Source organism: Nocardia kruczakiae NBRC 101016, from assembly GCF_001612965.1.
GTDB classification, from domain to species: domain Bacteria; phylum Actinomycetota; class Actinomycetes; order Mycobacteriales; family Mycobacteriaceae; genus Nocardia; species Nocardia kruczakiae.
Genome location: NZ_BDBL01000030.1, coordinates 95,180 through 112,011, shown reverse-complemented (window position 1 = coordinate 112,011; position 16,832 = coordinate 95,180). Strand labels below are relative to the sequence as shown.

The 16,832-nt window shown below is 69.9% G+C and carries 17 protein-coding genes and 1 pseudogene; 6 read left to right on the top strand and 12 right to left on the bottom strand.

From position 1 onward, the window contains the following. Positions 1 to 3: 3 nt before the first annotated feature. The 7 genes from NK1_RS22025 to NK1_RS21995 form a co-directional block, all read right to left on the bottom strand. Positions 4 to 777: a MerR family transcriptional regulator gene (locus tag NK1_RS22025; RefSeq protein WP_310398583.1), complete on the bottom strand. Its 774-nt coding sequence runs from the start codon at positions 775 to 777 to the stop codon at positions 4 to 6. Positions 778 to 862: 85 nt separating this feature from the next. Further along, positions 863 to 2,389, bottom strand: coding sequence for a flavin-containing monooxygenase (locus tag NK1_RS22020; RefSeq protein WP_063011453.1), 1,527 nt, complete (start codon positions 2,387 to 2,389; stop codon positions 863 to 865). Beyond that, positions 2,386 to 3,306, bottom strand: a complete 921-nt coding sequence (locus tag NK1_RS22015; RefSeq protein WP_063011451.1) for a ferritin family protein — start codon at positions 3,304 to 3,306, stop codon at positions 2,386 to 2,388. The genes NK1_RS22020 and NK1_RS22015 overlap by 4 nt, the downstream gene beginning before the upstream one ends. A 1-nt stretch (position 3,307) precedes the next feature. Beyond that, the gene (locus tag NK1_RS22010) at positions 3,308 to 4,210 is read right to left on the bottom strand and encodes an SDR family NAD(P)-dependent oxidoreductase (RefSeq protein WP_063011501.1); all 903 of its coding nucleotides are present in this window, start codon (positions 4,208 to 4,210) and stop codon (positions 3,308 to 3,310) included. 20 nt (positions 4,211 to 4,230) lie between these two features. Beyond that, positions 4,231 to 5,250 (bottom strand): alpha/beta hydrolase, encoded by a 1,020-nt coding sequence (locus tag NK1_RS22005; protein ID WP_063011449.1) that lies wholly within the window; start codon positions 5,248 to 5,250, stop codon positions 4,231 to 4,233. An 18-nt stretch (positions 5,251 to 5,268) separates the two neighbouring features. Continuing rightward, positions 5,269 to 5,496, bottom strand: coding sequence for a hypothetical protein (locus NK1_RS22000; protein WP_063011447.1), 228 nt, complete (start codon positions 5,494 to 5,496; stop codon positions 5,269 to 5,271). Positions 5,497 to 5,526: 30 nt separating this feature from the next. Continuing rightward, positions 5,527 to 7,452: an AfsR/SARP family transcriptional regulator gene (locus tag NK1_RS21995; protein ID WP_063011445.1), complete on the bottom strand. Its 1,926-nt coding sequence runs from the start codon at positions 7,450 to 7,452 to the stop codon at positions 5,527 to 5,529. A 69-nt stretch (positions 7,453 to 7,521) separates the two neighbouring features. Between NK1_RS21995 and NK1_RS21990 the strand changes: the two genes are divergently transcribed. Next, positions 7,522 to 8,403, top strand: coding sequence for an alpha/beta fold hydrolase (locus tag NK1_RS21990; RefSeq protein WP_063011443.1), 882 nt, complete (start codon positions 7,522 to 7,524; stop codon positions 8,401 to 8,403). Here the strand turns inward: NK1_RS21990 and NK1_RS21985 are convergent. Continuing rightward, a complete protein-coding gene (locus NK1_RS21985; protein WP_063011441.1) occupies positions 8,381 to 8,974 on the bottom strand; it encodes a TIGR03086 family metal-binding protein in 594 nt (197 codons plus the stop codon). The two genes, NK1_RS21990 and NK1_RS21985, sit on opposite strands and share 23 nt — an antisense overlap. Before the next feature lie 83 nt (positions 8,975 to 9,057). Here NK1_RS21985 and NK1_RS21980 point away from each other — a divergent pair. From NK1_RS21980 to NK1_RS21965, 4 genes and pseudogenes are all read left to right on the top strand, one after another. Further along, a pseudogene (locus NK1_RS21980) lies at positions 9,058 to 9,348 on the top strand (TetR-like C-terminal domain-containing protein); the annotation flags it as partial. 142 nt (positions 9,349 to 9,490) lie between these two features. After that, positions 9,491 to 9,967 (top strand): DUF1003 domain-containing protein, encoded by a 477-nt coding sequence (locus tag NK1_RS21975; RefSeq protein ID WP_063011437.1) that lies wholly within the window; start codon positions 9,491 to 9,493, stop codon positions 9,965 to 9,967. Beyond that, entirely contained in the window at positions 9,964 to 10,875 is a 912-nt protein-coding gene (locus NK1_RS21970; protein WP_063011435.1) for a DUF1003 domain-containing protein, read from the top strand. The genes NK1_RS21975 and NK1_RS21970 overlap by 4 nt, the downstream gene beginning before the upstream one ends. Before the next feature lie 11 nt (positions 10,876 to 10,886). Then, positions 10,887 to 11,651 (top strand): SDR family oxidoreductase, encoded by a 765-nt coding sequence (locus NK1_RS21965; protein WP_063011433.1) that lies wholly within the window; start codon positions 10,887 to 10,889, stop codon positions 11,649 to 11,651. A gap of 21 nt (positions 11,652 to 11,672) precedes the next feature. On the opposite strand, the gene NK1_RS21960 is transcribed toward NK1_RS21965, so the two are convergent. Further along, a complete protein-coding gene (locus NK1_RS21960; RefSeq protein ID WP_157104381.1) occupies positions 11,673 to 12,533 on the bottom strand; it encodes a hypothetical protein in 861 nt (286 codons plus the stop codon). 150 nt (positions 12,534 to 12,683) lie between these two features. Here NK1_RS21960 and NK1_RS21955 point away from each other — a divergent pair, with 150 nt between their 5' ends. Further along, positions 12,684 to 13,784 (top strand): lycopene cyclase family protein, encoded by a 1,101-nt coding sequence (locus NK1_RS21955; RefSeq protein WP_063011429.1) that lies wholly within the window; start codon positions 12,684 to 12,686, stop codon positions 13,782 to 13,784. Here NK1_RS21955 and NK1_RS21950 read toward each other — a convergent pair. The 3 genes from NK1_RS21950 to NK1_RS21940 form a co-directional block, all read right to left on the bottom strand. Next, complete coding sequence (locus NK1_RS21950) at positions 13,775 to 14,515, bottom strand: PP2C family protein-serine/threonine phosphatase (RefSeq protein ID WP_051025388.1); 741 nt, start codon at positions 14,513 to 14,515, stop codon at positions 13,775 to 13,777. The two genes, NK1_RS21955 and NK1_RS21950, sit on opposite strands and share 10 nt — an antisense overlap. Positions 14,516 to 14,838: 323 nt before the next feature. Next, complete coding sequence (locus NK1_RS21945; protein WP_063011427.1) at positions 14,839 to 15,252, bottom strand: cobalamin-dependent protein; 414 nt, start codon at positions 15,250 to 15,252, stop codon at positions 14,839 to 14,841. Beyond that, positions 15,252 to 16,829: a methylmalonyl-CoA mutase family protein gene (locus NK1_RS21940; protein WP_063011426.1), complete on the bottom strand. Its 1,578-nt coding sequence runs from the start codon at positions 16,827 to 16,829 to the stop codon at positions 15,252 to 15,254. The genes NK1_RS21945 and NK1_RS21940 overlap by 1 nt, the downstream gene beginning before the upstream one ends. Between the last annotated feature and the right edge of the window lie 3 nt (positions 16,830 to 16,832).

The window sequence follows — 16,832 nt, the reverse complement described above, 5'->3', positions numbered from 1 at the left end:
GGGTCAGTTCTCCCTGGCGCGGCGGTCCACGGCCTCGGCGAGGTAGTCGCCCAGTTCCTCCCGCAGCACGCGGTCCAGCGACCGTGCCAGGGTGTTGTTGACCGCCGTGACGGCGAGACCGCGCAAATGAGTGAGCATCTTGGCGGTTTCGGCGATTTCGTCGTCGGTGTCGGGCAGCCAGCCGGGGCCGTGCGTGTCGACGATATGTTCCTTGGCGGCCGCCATCATGTCGTGGGCGATCTCGTCCAGGCGGCCGCTGACGGCCGCCTGCAGATCGGCCAGCCGGCCCAGCCGGAACCCGTAACCGTGCAGTTCGGCGAAATTCTCCAGCAGCTGCGGGTCGGTGAATTCGACTGTCTCCGTACCGATCCGGGCCAGCCCGAGCTTCGCGAGACGTTCCAGGATCTCCGGATCGGCCGCCTCCTCGCCGAGGAAGGTGTCGATCAGTTCGCGGGGCACCTGAAGCGTCTCGTTCGGTTGTCCCCACGCGGCGGTGACCGCGTGCTGCAGTCCCAGGATCTCGGTGAGGTCCTTACCCGTTTCCCAGCCGGTGATGAAATCGGCGATATGGGCGGTGGTGAACCCGCGCTGCAACAGCACGTCGATGATCTTCAACCGCTCCAGATGGGAGTCGTCGTAGATCAGCGCGCGCCCGATCCGGCGCACCGGCGGCGGCAGCAGGCCACGTTCCTGGTAGGCGCGCACATTGCGGCTGGTTGTGCCTGCGGCACGGGCGAGTTCATCGATGCGGTACTCCGCCATCCCGTTCTCGCCCACCCTTTCCTCGTGCCGGACGCCGACCCGCGTCGCACCCGCCCCCCGGCCCGGGTGAGCGGCCCGGGCGCGACGCATCGTGTCGACATTAGCCCAACGAGGTCACCGCCCGATCGGCGACAGGCGCGCGCCCGCCGCCCCGCCCGGGGATCAGCACGTAGTCGCGCGGATCGAGGGTGGCGAGCTGACCGGTGAACTGACTGCCGAAGCCCGGGAACATGGTCGCGTTGAACCCGTCCTCGGTCAGATACCAGCTGCGGCAGCCGGAATTCCAGGTGGTCGCCCGCAGCCTGCGCTGCAGGCGGTGGTTGTAGCGGTCCTGGCGGTCGCGGCGCACCTCGAGCGAATGCAGATTCCGCTCGAGCAGCATGCCGATCGCCGCGGCCAGATAGTCGATCTGCGCCTCCATGTACACCAGCGCCGAATTGTGCCCGGGGCCGGAATTGGGTCCGAACGTGAAGAACAGATTCGGATAACCGGCGACGGTCACACTCTTGTACGCGTATGCGCCCCTGCGCCATTCGTCGTCGAGCACGCGCCCGCCCCGGCCGGTGATCGGGATCGGCGCACCCGCTTTGGACACCTCGAAACCGGTGGCGAACACGATGCAGTCGAACCGGTGCTCGATCCCCTCGGCGGTGCGGATTCCCGCCGGCGACATTCCCGCGATCGGCCAGGTGACCAGCGTGCAGTTGTCGCGCTGCAGCGCCGGATAGTAATCGCTGCTCATCAGCAGCCGCTTGCATCCGGCCCGGAAATCGGGCGTCAGCTGCCGCCGCAACCACGGATCACGGACCTGGCTGTGCAGATGGGCCAGTGCCACCGACTCCACGATCCGGGTGAGCGGCGTATTCCACACCACGCCCAGCGCCACCGATTCATGGCCCCAGAACCAGGCCTGCCGGGCGAGCTGCTGGGTGAGCGGCAGCTGCCGGTACAGCTGCCGGGTCAGGCCGGTGGTGTGCCGGTTGATCCGCGGCAGGACCCAGCCCGGGGTGCGCTGGAAGACCTTCACCGACCCGGCCCGCTCGACCAGTTCGGGGACGATCTGCACCGCACTGGCGCCGGTGCCGACCACCGCCACCTTCTTGCCGGTGAAGTCGTAGTCGTGATCCCAGCGGGCGGAGTGGATCATATGGCCCTCGTAGCTGTCGCGCCCCGGGATGTCCGGCAGGCTCGCGTCGGCCAGCGGTCCGGACGCGACCACCACCGAGCGGGCCCGCACCGGTGCGCGGCCGGCGTCGAACACGATCTCCCATTCCCCCGCCGCCTCGTCATAGGCCAGTCCGGTTACGGTGTGCCCGAAGCGAATCGAATCACCGAGCGCGAACTTCTCGACCATCGCATCGATGTAGCCGAGGATTTCCGCACTGCCGGAGTAGGTCTGCGACCAATCCGGATTCGGTGCGAAACTGTAGGAGTACAGGCGCGACGGAATGTCGCACGCCGCGCCCGGATAGGTGTTGTCGCGCCAGGTGCCGCCCACGCGCCGGTCTCGTTCGAAGAGCGCGATATTCGTGATTCCGCGCTGCCGCAACCGGATCGCGGCCCCGATTCCGGCGAATCCGGCTCCGACGATCGCGACGTCCAACACGGTGTATCGGCCCGCATTCATGCGACCGGCTCGTAGGTCAGTTCCTTCGACCAGGTCGGCTGCGCGGGCAGCACCCGGTCGGGAATGCGGGCGGTCACCTTCACCAGCACGTCGGCCAGCAGGTGGTAGGGGTGGTCGCGGTTGACCACCCAATCGCTGTGCATCTTGACGATCCGGTACATCGGCACCCGGTTCACCACGGGTGTGCGCTCCCCGACCGCCTTGAACCGGCGCATCGCGGCATACAGTTTGTCCTCGTCGACGCCCATCGCGACGATGTTGTCGCGCATCTTGTTCAGCAGCGGCACATAGCTGAGCACACCGATCATCAGCGACGGCTTCGCCCAGCCGCCGACCAGGTCGATCGCCAGTTTTCGGGCGGTGGAGTGCCCGAGCAGTTCCATCACCGCGTAATCGGTGGCCAGATGCCGGGATTCGTCGGAGTTGATCTTGCGGAACACCTCCTGGGCGACCGGATCGGCGATCTCGTCGGTGACGAATTTGATCAGCGCACCGTCGAGGGCCACCTCCAGCATCGGAATCACCGTGCCCAGAAACGACAGCGACATGCCGTCGGCGTATTTGTCGAGGAAGTCGATGACCAGCTTGACGTTGATGTTCGGTTCGGGGATCTCGTCGCCGTCGAGCATGCCCCAGCGCCGCATCAGGGCCAGTTCGGCGTTGGCGTGGCGTTGTTCCTCGGCGTGGAAGTACCGGTAGATCTCGCGCAGCGTCTGCGTCGGGGCCTTCTTCGCCATCGCCGCGAAGCCCCGCGCACCGACGTTCTCGATCCACATCAGATCCGCCATGAACGGCGTCAGCTTGGCGTGCAGGTCGGGCTCGATCAGTTCCGCGCCCGGTGCGTCCCAGTCGATATCGGCCAGCGCCCACTGCCGGGACTTGATCTTGGCCAGCATATCGTCGAAGTCGAAGGGCATGTCAGACTCCTGTCTTCTCGTTGCCGGCCGGTGCCGGAGCCGAATCGTCGCGCGGCAGAACCCGGTTCAGCACGCCGAGGGCGCGGGTGTAGGTGGCCGGGAAATGTCGTTTGAGATGCCAGACGACCACTGCGTCCAGCTGCGGCAGCACATGCAGGCGGCCGCGCTCGTGGGCGTCGAGGGTGATGCGCGCGACGTGATCGGGCGAAAAGCCGGTCCAGCGCATCAGTTCGGTGGCCAGCCGGGCCGATCCGGCGGTGATACGTCCGTCGCGGGCGACGTTGGTGCGCACGAAGGTCGGGCACAGCACCGTCACGGCCACGCCGGTGCCGGACAGTTCGGCGGCGAGGGTTTCCGACAGCGACACCACGGCCGCCTTGGAGACGTTGTAGGGGGCCATCGCGGGTGCGGCGGCGAATCCGGCCGCCGAGGCCACGTTGATGATGCCACCGCGGCCGGCGCGGCGCAGCTGCGGCACGAACAGTTCGCAGCCGTGGACCACGCCCCACAGGTTGATGCCCAGCGCCCACTGCCAGTCCTCGAAGCCGATGTCGCCCACCGGCTTTCCGCCGATGCCGACACCGGCGTTGTTGATCACCAGGGTCGGCGGCCCGTGGAAGAGCGAGACACTGTGGCGCGCCAGCGATTCCACCTCCGCGCGCTGGGCCACATCGCAGCGGACGGCGTGCGCGCGGCGGCCGTGCGTCCGATCGATGAGCGCGACCGTCTCCTCGGCGCGGCCGAGGTCGATATCGGCACAGACCACCTCTCCCCCGCGGCGGGCCAGCTCCAGCGCGAAGGCGCGCCCGATGCCGCTGCCGGCGCCGGTGACGACGGCCTTCGCTCCGTAGGTGCGGTCACCACCGCCGATCACCGACCGTAGCGCCGCATTCGCCCCGGCCATCGCATCCACGTTCCACATCGCTATCCCGCCTCTCGGGCGCTCGGTACCGGTTGTGCCGCACGGGGTCGCGCGAGCACACCGGTGATGAAGCTGGCCGCGCGGCGCAGTGCGACGCCGGCCTCCGGTACGGCCAGCGGCAACGCCTGGAAGACGTGGATCTGGCCGGGCCACACCTCCAGTTCGCACGGCACGCCGGCGGCACGGGCGAGATCGCGGAGGTGGTGGGCGTCGTCGGCGAGCATTTCCGCGCCGCTCACCTGAACGAACAACGGCGGCAACGCGGTTCCGGGCGGGATGCGCAGCCGTAGCCGTGGCGAATCGCCGGGTTCGTCGCCGGTGTACAACCGCACCGCGGCGTGGCCGGTACGCGCGGAGGCCATGGCTTCGGCGGCCCGGCGTTCACAGGTGCGGGCCAGTTCGAAGGTCAGATCGATCAGCGGCGAGAACAGCACCGCGCCGGCCGGCTGCGCGCGTCCGGTGCGCGCATTGTCGAGTAGCAGGTCCATGCACAGATGTCCGCCGGCCGAGTCACCGCCGATCACCAGGTCCGTGGCTCGGTAGCCGTGGGCCAGCAGCCAGCGGTAGCCCTCGGCCACATCGTCGGCCGCGGCGGGAAAGGGGTGTTCGGGCGCGAGCCGGTAGTCGACGACGAAGACCGGAAGTCCGGTAGCGCGCGACAGCCGCGATGCCAGGCCGCGGTGGGTGCGCGCCGAACAGATGACATAGCCGCTGCCGTGCACGTAGTACAGGGCTCGATCGCCGTGGCCGACTCCGGGCGCGCGCACCCATTCTCCGCGCAGCGAGCCCGAACGGACTTGTGTCACACGGGTTCCCGGTAACACCGGTCCGCAGAGCGCCATGATCGACGCGACCAGCCCACGGGCGGCGGCGATGCCGAGCGGATTCGCCGGCAGCAGGCAGTTGATCGGCCGTATCCCGTACCGTCCCGCGGTCAGCGCCAGCCGCGCACGCAGCGACGGTGACGACGGGACCGGTGCGGTGGCCGACGGCGAGGTCTCCGTTGACCTTCTCGTCTCCATGTACCGAGCATCAGCTACCTATGTGCCATTTGTCAATGGCAGATAGCATCGGCGGTCACGGGAGGGCTGCGCCACCTCCGTGACCAGGGCGCCGAGCATGTCCCGCGCGATTTCGGCATGTTCGCGCAGATCCGGAGAGGCCTCGGCCGCGGCGAGTTCGACGATGGTGTTCAGTTCACCGTAGGCCACCACGAGGCGGCGCAACGCGGCGCGCTGCTGGGCGGCCGAGAGGCCGTTGATGCTCACATCCGAGGGATCGGACCGCCGGATGTTTCGTTACAGTGCCCAACGATCCAGGAGCGCGTCGGCCGGACCGAGGCTCAGCATGCCGGTTCCCGCCCCCAGCAGTTCGCCGCGCGCCGGGCTCAGCGTGCGGTGTACATGGCGCGCGGTCTCCCGGTCCCCGGATCGGTCGGCGGCGATTCCCAGTAGCGCCCAACGCAATTCGGCCAGGTGGTCCGGCGGCGGGGCCGGCGCCGCGTGCAGCAGCTCGTGAGCGCGCCCGGGTCGGAGCAGCGCGGCGACGTAGGGGGCGTTCGGCCCGAAGTCGACCCCGTCGAATTCGGCCGGATCGCGGCCGGCCCGCAGCGCGAGGCACAGGCGGGTCAGCGGCGCGAGACCGGCTGCCACACCGGGCATTCCGCAGTCCGGGAGGGTGGCGAGTGCGCGTTCGTAGGCGTCTGCCACCTCCGGCTCCGGCCGGTCGGTGAGGACCGTGCGCAGCGCGCGGTACCAGGTGGTGAACACGCCGACCAGGTCACGCTCGTAACGCACCGCGAGCCGGTCGGCCGCGGCGGCATGCTCGTCGGCGGCGGCCACGTCGCCCAGTGCGGCCGCGGCCTGCATCGCGACGAGATGTCCCAGGATCAGGTAGGTCGACAGGTCGTGCCGGCTCGACACCGTGATGAGCTCATGTGCGAGCCGCGCCCGCATCGGCCACCGGCCCGGGGCGTGGAAGGACTGCAGGAATCGGGCGTCGAGAGCGAGCACGAGCACGGACGGATCACCCAGGTCGCGAGCGATGCGTTCGGCGGCGCGCGCGGCCTCGGCGCCGGAAGTGCCACGGCGGCCGCGGGTTTCGACGGCGAACAGCGCGAGCAGCCGGGCGCGCAACGCGGGCGCGGCCTCGGCGTCCAAGCGTTCGAGGGTGGTGCGGGCGGCCTCGGCCACGCGCGCCGACCGGGCCGGGTCGTCGAGTACCGACCAGACCCCGGGAACCTCCATCCGGGTCAGCGCGGTGGCCGTGAGTTCGGGATCGTCGATCACGGACAGGTCGTCGATCGCGCGCGCCCGGCGGTCCTGAGCGGTCATCAGACCGGTCGCGTCGGTGAGGGCCAGGCCGCGCAACAGGTCGGCGGAGGAGGTGAGACGGCTGCGGGGACCGAGGGCACCCGAGGCGGCGACGGTCTCACGCCACAATCGGTGCTCGCCGAATGCCGTATCCGCGGTGAGGATTTCGCGCTCGAGGGCGATCAGTTCGGCGCTGGGATCGAGCCCGGCCTCCGCTCCGAGCCGGGTGCGGGCCCGGCGCAGTGCCGCCAGGGCGTCCTCCCGCCGCCCGGCCTGCCACAGCCCGCGCGCCTGCAGGAGCCAGGCCCGTTCGCGTGCGGGATGGGCGTGCAGATGCGATTCGAGTTCGGCGACGGCCTGTTCCGGGCGCCCCTGCCGGATCCGTGCCTCCGCGAGCATTTCCACTGCGGCCGAACGGAGTTCGCCGAGTCTCGCCGCTTCTCCGCGCGCCCACCGGTAGTCGCCGTAGGCTTCTCCGCGCCAGAGCGCGAGGGCCGTCTCCAGCGTCTCCATCCGCGCGGGCCCGGCCTGATTCGCCGCCGCGCGGACCAGATCGTCGAAGGACCAGGCGTCGACGTGGTCGCGGGGCACCATCAGCCGGTATCCGGTGCCCTCGGTGACGATCACGCGGGACGGGGTGCGCGGTGCGCGGCCGGGTTCCAGGGCACGGCGCAGTGCGGCGACGAAGGTGCGCACGGCGGCGACCGCTCCCGGCGGCGGCTCCTCCCACAGGTCTCCCACCACCGCCGGCACCGGCACCACCCGTCCCCCGGCGGCGATCAGGCGAGCCAGCACCTCGGCGTGGCGAGGGCCGTGCAACGGCAGCGGCGTCCCGTCGGCGGCGACGGCCCGCACCGGGCCGAGGACGCCGGCCGAGGGTGCCGCGTCGGGGTCGGTGAGCTGCGCACTCATCGGTTGCTCATTCCCGCCGCCGAGTATCGATTGCGCACCGAACCAGCCTAGAGAAGGGATCGTCACCGCATGTCCGCACCCACCGTCCCGGGTTTCGACTACGACCGCGTTCCGGTCGCCGAGGATGTCGCGTTGTCCGTGGCGCACGCCGGTTCCGGAACTCCGATCGTGCTGTTGCACGGCTTCCCGCAGACGCATCTGATGTGGCGCCACGTCGCCCCGGCGCTGGCCCGCGAGCACACGGTGTTGTGCCCGGATCTGCGCGGATACGGCGACAGCGGCAAACCGGTCGCCGCCGAGCCCGGCACCTACGCCAAACGCACGATGGCCGCCGATGTGATCGCACTGGCCGACCACTTCGGATTCGATCGGTTCGCGCTGGCCGGCCACGACCGCGGCGCCCTGGTCGCGATTCGCGCCGGACTCGACCGTCCCGATCGGATCTCCCACCTCGCGGTGCTGGATGTGCTGCCGACGCCGGACATGTGGGAGGTCCTGCACGGTCACACCGCCGCGGTGGCCTTCCACCTGTATCTGATGGCCCAGCCGCCCGGGCTGCCCGAGCGCATGATCCGCGCGAGCGCCGACGACTTCTTCGGCCATTTCCTCGACGCCTGGTGCCTGCACCCCGGGGCGATTCCCGATGACGTCCGCGCGGAGTATCTGCGTGCGTGCGCCGATGCGGTCGATTCGATCGTCGCCGACTACCGCGCCTCGGCCACCGTCGATCTCGACCACGATCGCGCCGACCGCGCCGCCGGACGGCGACTCGCCATGCCGGTCACGGTGATTCAGCAGGATTGGGGCGCCGCACTCGGATACGACGCCGCCGAGGTATGGCGCGAGTGGGCCACCGATCTCGACCATCGCACTCTCGCCCTGGGGCATTTCATGGCCGAGGAGGCACCGGACGCGGTGGTCGACGTGATCACCGATCTGCTGCGACGCTGAGCGACACGTCGGGCACGTCGCGGCCGAGGAAGGCCAGCAGGTGCCGATGCGGCGGCGCCTGCGCGGGGACCGGGACCGCCGCCGCGAACATCCCGGGCCGGCGGAACATGTCGAAGTCCATCGCCCGCATGGTGGCCAGCAATTCGGCGCTCTGCCGTTCGTCGATGCGATCCGTCAGGCCCGCGACGACGGCGAGATCTATTCCGTGAACGAGGATTTCGGTGCGATGGATCTGTGCGGCCAGGGCCGCGGGTACCGCACCGAATCCCAGCCGCACGGTCGCGGACAGGGCATCCGGCCGATGCCAGGCCGCGCGATCGAGTTCGGCGGCGGTAGCGAAGGCCCCGTGTGGATCACCGCCGAGCCACTCGTCGTGATGATCCTGCTCCGCCTCGGTTCCGGCGAGTTCGGCGGCGAAGATCCGCATCCCGCCGACCAGGTGATTCAGTTCGAAGCGCAGATCCCAGCCGGCGCACAGCGACGGCGTCGCGAGCAGATCGGCGCGCAGACCGGCGACGATCCGCGTGGTCGCGTCCAAGGCGGCGTCGATGTGGTCGATGGGAGTGGTCATGGCGACTCCATGCGGATTCGTGTGGCGGAATATCTAACGCAGCTGTCAGCTGCTTTTGAACCGTAAAGGCCCACGACCTCAGCGGCCCCGACGGAGTGGCGGTGCTGCGCCTGATGATCGCGCTGTCGAGTGCGGGCGACGCGGGCCTGCGCGCGCGCGACGCCTTCCTCGCCGAACGCGGCCGCCAGATCCAGGGCATGCTCGATCGGGCCCACGCCCGCGGCGACCGCGCGCTCAGTGCTCTCGACATCCTCGATCACCTGTTGGCGCCCATGTACATTCGCACGCTCTTCGGAACGGGCCCGGTGACCGCGGACTACGCCCACGAACTGGTCGCCACGCTGTTGTCGCACACGTCGGCGCGCGCGAGCTGACGTCGCTGCGGACCGAAGCCCCTGCACCGCCGCAGGTTTCACCACCATGCGCCGTGCTCCTCCGCGTCTCGGATACGCACTCGCCATATCGGGCACGTACAGTGCGCGATATCGGACGAGCGCAGGCGAGGGGGCCGTAGAGGTGAGCAGCGACAGCCGAGCCGGCGAGATACGCGGCGCCGAACCGAACGCGCACAGCGGCGCAACGGCCGATGCGCCCACCGGCGCGGTGACGATGGCCGACGAACGCCTCGGTGTCAACGATGCCGTGGCCGCCGCCCTCACCCGCTGGATAGGGTCGATGCCCGCGCTGTATCTGGTGCTGGTCGGGTTCAGCACCTGGATGGCGCTGGCGACCTGGGGGCCGTTGCGCCCGGTGGACCCGTATCCGTTCCCGTTCCTGCTGTTCGTCGACAACGTCGCCCAACTGATTCTGTGTCTGGTGATCCTGGTGGGCCAGCGGGTGCTCAGCGCCGCCGCCGACCGCCGGTCGGTGCAGACCTACGAGAACACCGAGGCGATCTTCGCCCAGGTCGCGGATCTGCAGGCACATCTGGACCACCACGACCGCGCGCTCAGCCGGGGCCTGAGCCTGCTCGAATCGACGCCGCATCCGTGATCGAACGCCATCGGGTGCAGTCGCCACCGCAGGCCGCCGACCAGGCGGTCAGCACCAACGACCGGATCGCGGTGTGGCTGACCGAGCGGCTGGGCAGCGTCTGGGGTTTCTACCTCGCGCTCGGTTCCCAGATTCTGTGGGTTGTACTGGCGCAGGCGGGAATTCAGCGTCTGGATCCCTATCCGTTCGCCCTCATGGCATTTCTGTCCACGCTGGCGCAACTGGTGTTCATGATCGTGATCATGGTCGGTCAGGACGTGTTCGGGCGCACCGGTGACCGCCGTTCCGAGCAGACCTTCCTCGATGCCCAGGCGGTGCTGCACGAATGCCGGCGGATGAAGGCCCGGCTGACCGCACAGGACCGCGTCATCGACAGCCTCACCGGATACGTCACCGACCGGGTCAGCGAACAACTCGGCAGAGCCCTGCACGAAACCAGCGAACGGGTCGACCATCAGGCCCGCGCCCACACCGTCATGACCACCGGTGAGGCGCCGGCCGACGCCGCCGCCCTGCGTCACTGGAACGAGCTCAGCGACCAGGCTCGCCGGAGCTATCGGTTGCAGGCCCGCGGGATCGGCGAGGACCTGGCCGCGATCGGCTGCTTCATGGTGCCGGCCTTCGATCCGGCCTTCGCGGTCACCTTCGACGACGACGAGATCGGGCTGCTGGCCCGGCTCGACTACGAACGCCGGATCGCGGATCGGCGCGCCCTGCTCGGCGGGGCCGCACACCCCGATCCCGACGACGCCGAACCGCTGCCGTGGCCGGAGCTTCCCCAGTCCGCGCGGATCCGCTACCTGCAGGCGGCGCGGCGCATTCCGGTCATGGTCTCCGGCGCCGGCTTCCAGGTGCTGCGCAGCACCCCGCCCCGGGTCCGCGGCGCCGCCCACGCCGACCTGACGTAAGGTCGCGACCCATGAGCGAGGATCTGTTGGGTAAGGGTGCGCTGGTCAGCGGCGCGAGTCGCGGCATCGGGTACGCGGTGGCGGCCGAACTGCTGCGGCGCGGGGCGAATGTGCTGATCACCGCCCGCAAACCGGAACCGCTGGCCGAGGCGGCCGACCGGCTGCGGGCGCTGGGCCATCCGGGCACGGTCGTCGCGCTGGCCGGCAATTCGGGTGACGAGGCGGCGCGCGCCGAGCAGGTGGACACCGCGGTCGCCGAATTCGGATCCCTGGACATCCTGATCAACAACACCGGCATCAACCCGGTCTACGGATCGCTGATGGAGGCCGACCTCGGGGCGGTGCGCAAGATCTTCGACGTCAACGTGGTCGCGGCGCTGGGCTATGTGCAGCAGGCCTACCGGGCGTGGATGGGTGAGCACGGCGGCGCGGTGGTGAACCTCGCGAGTGTGGCCGGAATCCGCTCGACGGGTGTGATCGCCGCCTACGGCGCGTCCAAGGCGGCCCTCATCCGGCTCACCGAGGAACTGGCCTGGCAGCTGGGTCCGGCGATCCGGGTCAACGCCGTCGCGCCCGGCGTGGTCAAGACGAAATTCGCCGACGCGCTGGTCACCGACAACGAGGAGGCCGTGGCGGCGACCTACCCGCTGCGGCGCCTGGGCACGCCCGAGGACGTGGCCGCGCTGGTCGGATTCCTCGTCTCGGATCAGGCCGCGTGGATCACCGGCGAGGTGGTGCGGGTCGACGGCGGCCTGCTCGCGACCGGCGGAATCTGAGCCGGACGGCCGCACACCCCGTCAGCGGAAGGCGAGGGCGCCGAGGATGTCGCCGTGCCGGTACTTCAGGTACTTCTTCACGGTGTCCTCGTCCACCGAACTGGTGGCGGTGGCGAAGGTGATGACGAGGAACTGCTTTTCGGCGTCGTCCTTCCACTTGCCGGTCGCGAAGTTCGAGATGTAAGTGCCGGGCCGCAGTTTCAGGTCGTCGTCGGTGTAGGCGTCCGGTGCGGCCGCGGCCTTCTCACTGCTCGACATGCCGACGATGAACTGGGTCAGCATCAGCGAACCGCCCTCGGCCTTGTACACCATCTCCGCCGCGTACTGGCAGCCCAGCGAGGTGAGTTTGCCGCCGACCTCGATATCGGCGCAGCTGGGATGATCGCGGCCCTCCACCCAGTCGGCGTGCAATTCCACATCGCCGGCCTTGAAGTTCCAGTCGTGCCCGTATTCCTGATAACTCAGCCGGCCGGAGGTTCCGGGACTCGCACTGGTGGTGGGTGCGGCGGTGGTGGTCCGGGCGTCGGTGGTGGCGGGAACGAGCGCGGGGGTGCTGGTTGCGGCGGCCTGGTTGTCGCCGCCGGAGTCGCGCGTCGCGACCACGACGATGCCGCCCGCGATCACCAGCAGCGCGATGACGCCGAAGACGATGCCGACGATGAGCCCGGTGTTGTTCTTGGGCGGCGGCGGTGTCGGATAGCCGCCGGGAGCGGGCTGCCCCCAGTTCGGGGCGGGCATCTGCTGATCCCATCCCGGTGTCTCCCACCCGCCGGGCGCCGCGTCCCAGCCGGCGCCGGGCTGGTTCGGGTCGCGTCCCCACCCCGCGTCGTGGGGTTGTTGCGGGCCGTAACCGTACGGCCCGGGTCCGGGGGGATACGTCATCTGCTGCCACCTTCCGCGTCCCCGGGGCAGCGCCCTCCGCGGTCGTGGTCTCCCCCCGGGCATCGTGGGTCGACCCTACCGGACCCGACACACCCGCCGTGATGCGACGGGCGGGCACACCGCGGCCGGTCGATCTGCTGCAATGGCGGCATGAGTGCCGATCTCATCGTCTGCGGGCTCGGCCCGGCGGGGCGGGCGCTGGCCCATCGCGCGGCCGTCCACGGACTCGCCGTGACCGCGATCGATCCACATCCGTGGCGCCGCTGGCCCGCGACCTACGCCACCTGGGCCGACGAATTGCCGGACTGGTTACCGGCCCGGGTCGTGGCCGCGACGGTCGAGCGACCGCTCGCCCGGGGTACGCGAGAGGTCGACATCGCCCGTGCCTACCAGGTTTTCGGCACCGCCGCGCTACAGGACGCGCTGGACCTGTCCGGGGTTCGGGTGATCGCCGACCGGGTGCTGGATATCGACGGAGGCGAGCGCGTGCGGCTGGCCTCGGGCCGGATCCTGACCGCACTCCGCGTGGTCGACGCGCGCGGACTGGCCCGCGACGCGCGGCGAGCCGAGCAGACCGCGTACGGCATTGTGCTGCACCGTGATCGGGAACCGGCCGTCTTCATGGACTGGTCGCGCGACAACGGTGCGGGCGCCGCCGAACCGGCGTCGTTCCTGTACACGATCCCGCTGGGCGGGGACCGAGTGCTGTTCGAGGAGACCTGCCTGGCCGGGCGGCCGGCGATCGGCCTCGACGAGTTGCGGCGCCGGCTGGAACACCGATTGCGCTGCCGGGGAATCGAATTCGGCGCGGACGCCCCGGTCGAACGGGTGCGCTTCCCGGTCGAGGGCGGCCGGGCCCGCGACGGCGTCTTCGGGGCGGCGGGCGGACTGCTGCATCCGGCGACCGGTTACAGCGTCGGCGCCGCACTCGCCGCGGCCGACGCCGTCGCCACCGGCCGCAGTCTCTGGCCGGTCTCGGCGCGGCTGGTGTTCGCCCTGCGCAGGGCCGGACTGCGGGCGCTGCTGGCGCTGCCGCCGCACGAACTTCCGGCGTTCTTCGACGCCTTCTTCGCCCTGCCACCGGACCTGCAGCGCGCCTACCTGTCCGGGCGTACCGATCCGCGCGGCACCGCAGCCGCGATGACCGCGCTGTTTCGCGAGTTGCCGTGGCCGCTGCGCCGGGTCCTGGCCGCGGCAGCGGCCGGTGTACCCGCCGCGGCCGCGACCGGGTTGCCCGCCGGTCAGCCGTGATCGAAGACCAGTGCGGTGGTGTTGTCGGTGGCACCGGCGGTGATCGCCGCCTCGACCAGGGCGTCCGCGGCGCTCGACGGGGAATCGGCGTCGGCGAGGATCTGCTTGATCTCGGTCATCGCCAGGGTCTTGTGCACCCCGTCCGTGCTGAGCAGCCAGCGGCCGTTGCCCGTGCCGGTGATGCCGTGGCCCACCGCGTCCGGCCGCACGGTCCGCGCCGAGGTCGTGACCATGTGGTGCATCCGGGGCGCGACGGTGACGCCACGGGCGTTCATCATCTCGGCGACGGTGTGATCGCTGGTGATCTGATGCAGCACTCGCCCGTTCCAGTGGTAGGCCCGGCAGTCGCCGACCCACGCGATATCACAGGGTCCGTCGATGCGGTCCGGTGTCGGGCACACGGCCACGACCACCACGCTGTCGGCGGAGGGTTCGGGGAATTCGCGCAGCAATTGTTGTTGTGCGGCAAGGATTCCGGCGGCCGCGCTGCCACCGACGGCCACCCGCGCCGCGACCTGCGCCACGCTGCGCGCCGCCCGCGCGGCCAGCAGATGATCGCCGATGCCGTCGGCGACCGCGAAGGCGCTGCGCCCGACCGCGGAGTCGATATAGCCCGACACCGCGTCGGCATTGAGCGATCGGCCGCCGCGCCGGCTGACCGAATGCGCTGTGATTCCCGTGAGCCGCATCAACTCACGCCGTGTGATTGCCGTCGTCACCGCTGTGTGCACGGCCGACCTCCTCGACTGCCCCTGCCGACTGCGGTTCCGTTCGTTCTCGCCGGCGATCGCCCGAACAGCGACCGGCACCGAACTGCCCTGAACAGAACTCGCCTGCTCAGACTATGTCAGCCGGGACCGTGCTCAACCTGTGAAAAGGGGCACGAGTTCATCACAGGCCGCCGTCCCGCGCCACATCGCGGCGGTTACCCACCACGTTCGGTGCCCGAAATGCCCGAAATGTTCATCTCTGTTCGCTCGGTCGAGCATGTTCGTGATCGGTGCGACGCCGGCGCTTCGCCCGGCCGTGACCTGCGCCGGGCTCAGGATCGCGGTCATCTCGGCTCGGGCGGCCCCGCCACCGTCGCGGTGAGCGCGCGAATCTCGCTCACCAGCTGATCCAGCGGGGTGCCGGTGGGAAACACCGCCGCCGCGCCCGCGTCGAGGAGTTTCGGCACATCGGCCTGCGGAATGGTGCCACCGACCACGACCGCGATATCGGCGGCGTCGGCGGCGCGCAGTCCCTCCACCACCTTGGTGGTGAGCCCGAGATGCGCGCCGGAGAGAATGCTCAGCCCCACCACCGCGACATCCTCGGCCACCGCGATCGACACGATCTCCTCGACGCGGCGGCGGATGCCGGTGTAGACGACCTCGAAACCGGCGTCGCGCAGGGTGCGGGCGACGATCTTCGCGCCCCGATCGTGGCCGTCGAGCCCGGGTTTGGCGACCAGCACGCGCGCGGGCATCAGAACACCACCGGCTGCCGGAATTCGCCCCAGACCGATTTCAGCGCGGAGGTCATCTCCCCCACCGTGCAGTAGGCGTTGGCACAGTCGATGAGCCGGTGCATCAGATTCTCGTCTCCCTCGGCGGCGCGCGACAGCGCCGACAGCGTGGCGGCGACCGCGCCGAAATCCCGGTCCGCCTTGACCTTGGCCAGTCGCTTCAATTGCAGATCCCTTCCGGCGGCATCCAATTCGTAGGTGCCGATCTCGGGAGCGGGTTCGTCGGAGGTGAATCGGTTGACCCCGACGATCGGGCGCGCACCGGATTCGATGTCCTGGTGGGCGCGGTAGGCCTCGTCGGCGATCAGCCCCTGCAGATAGCCGTCCTCGATGCAGCGGACCATGCCGCCGTGCGCGTCGAGATCCGCCATGATCTCGCCGATCCGCTCCTCGGTCGCATCGGTGAGCGCCTCCACGAAATAGGAGCCACCCAGCGGATCGGCCACCCGCGTGACGCCGGTTTCGTAGGCCAGGATCTGCTGGGTGCGCAGCGCCAGTGTCGCCGATTCCTCGCTGGGCAGGGCGAACGGTTCGTCCCAGGCGGCGGTGAACATCGACTGCACCCCGCCCAGGACCGAGGCCATCGCCTCGTAGGCCACGCGCACCAGATTGTTCTGCGCCTGCGGTGCGTACAGCGAGGCGCCGCCGGAGACGCAGCCGAACCGGAACATCGACGCGCGGTCGGTCGTGGCGCCGTAGCGTTCCCGCACCAGCGTGGCCCAGCGACGCCGTCCGGCACGGTATTTCGCGATCTCCTCGAAGAAGTCGCCGTGGGTGTAGAAGAAGAACGAGATCTGCGGCGCGAAGTCGTCGATACTCATGCGGCCGCGTTCGACCACGGTGTCGCAGTAGGTGACTCCGTCGGCGAGGGTGAACGCCATCTCCTGCACCGCGGTCGCGCCCGCGTCGCGAAAGTGCGCGCCCGCCACCGAGATCGCGTTGAACCGCGGCACCTCGGCCGCACAGAATTCGATCGTGTCGGCGATCAGCCGCAGTGAGGGCTGCGCCGGCCAGATCCAGGTGCCCCGCGACGCGTATTCCTTGAGGATGTCGTTCTGAATGGTGCCGGTCAGTGTCGCGCGCGCGACACCCTTGCGTTCGGCGGCGGCCACGTAGAACGCCAGCAGGATCGCGGCGGTGCCGTTGATGGTGAAGCTGGTGCTGATCTTGTCCAGCGGAATCGAGTCGAACAGGATTTCGGCGTCGGCGAGGGTGTCCACGGCCACGCCCACCCGGCCGACCTCCTCGCTCACCTCGGGATCGTCGGAGTCGTAACCACATTGGGTCGGCAGATCCAGGGCCACCGACAGGCCGGTGCCGCCCTGCTCGAGCAGATAGCGGTAGCGGCGGTTGGATTCCTCGGCGGTGCCGAAACCGGAGTATTGCCGGAAGGTCCACAGTCGCCCGCGGTAGCCGGTGCCGAAATTGCCGCGGGTGAAGGGATATTCGCCCGGCGGGGGTGGTTCGGTGACGCGATCGCCCGGGCCGTAGACCGGGGCGAGCGGGATGCCGGAAGAGGTCTGGACGTCGTCGTTCATCCT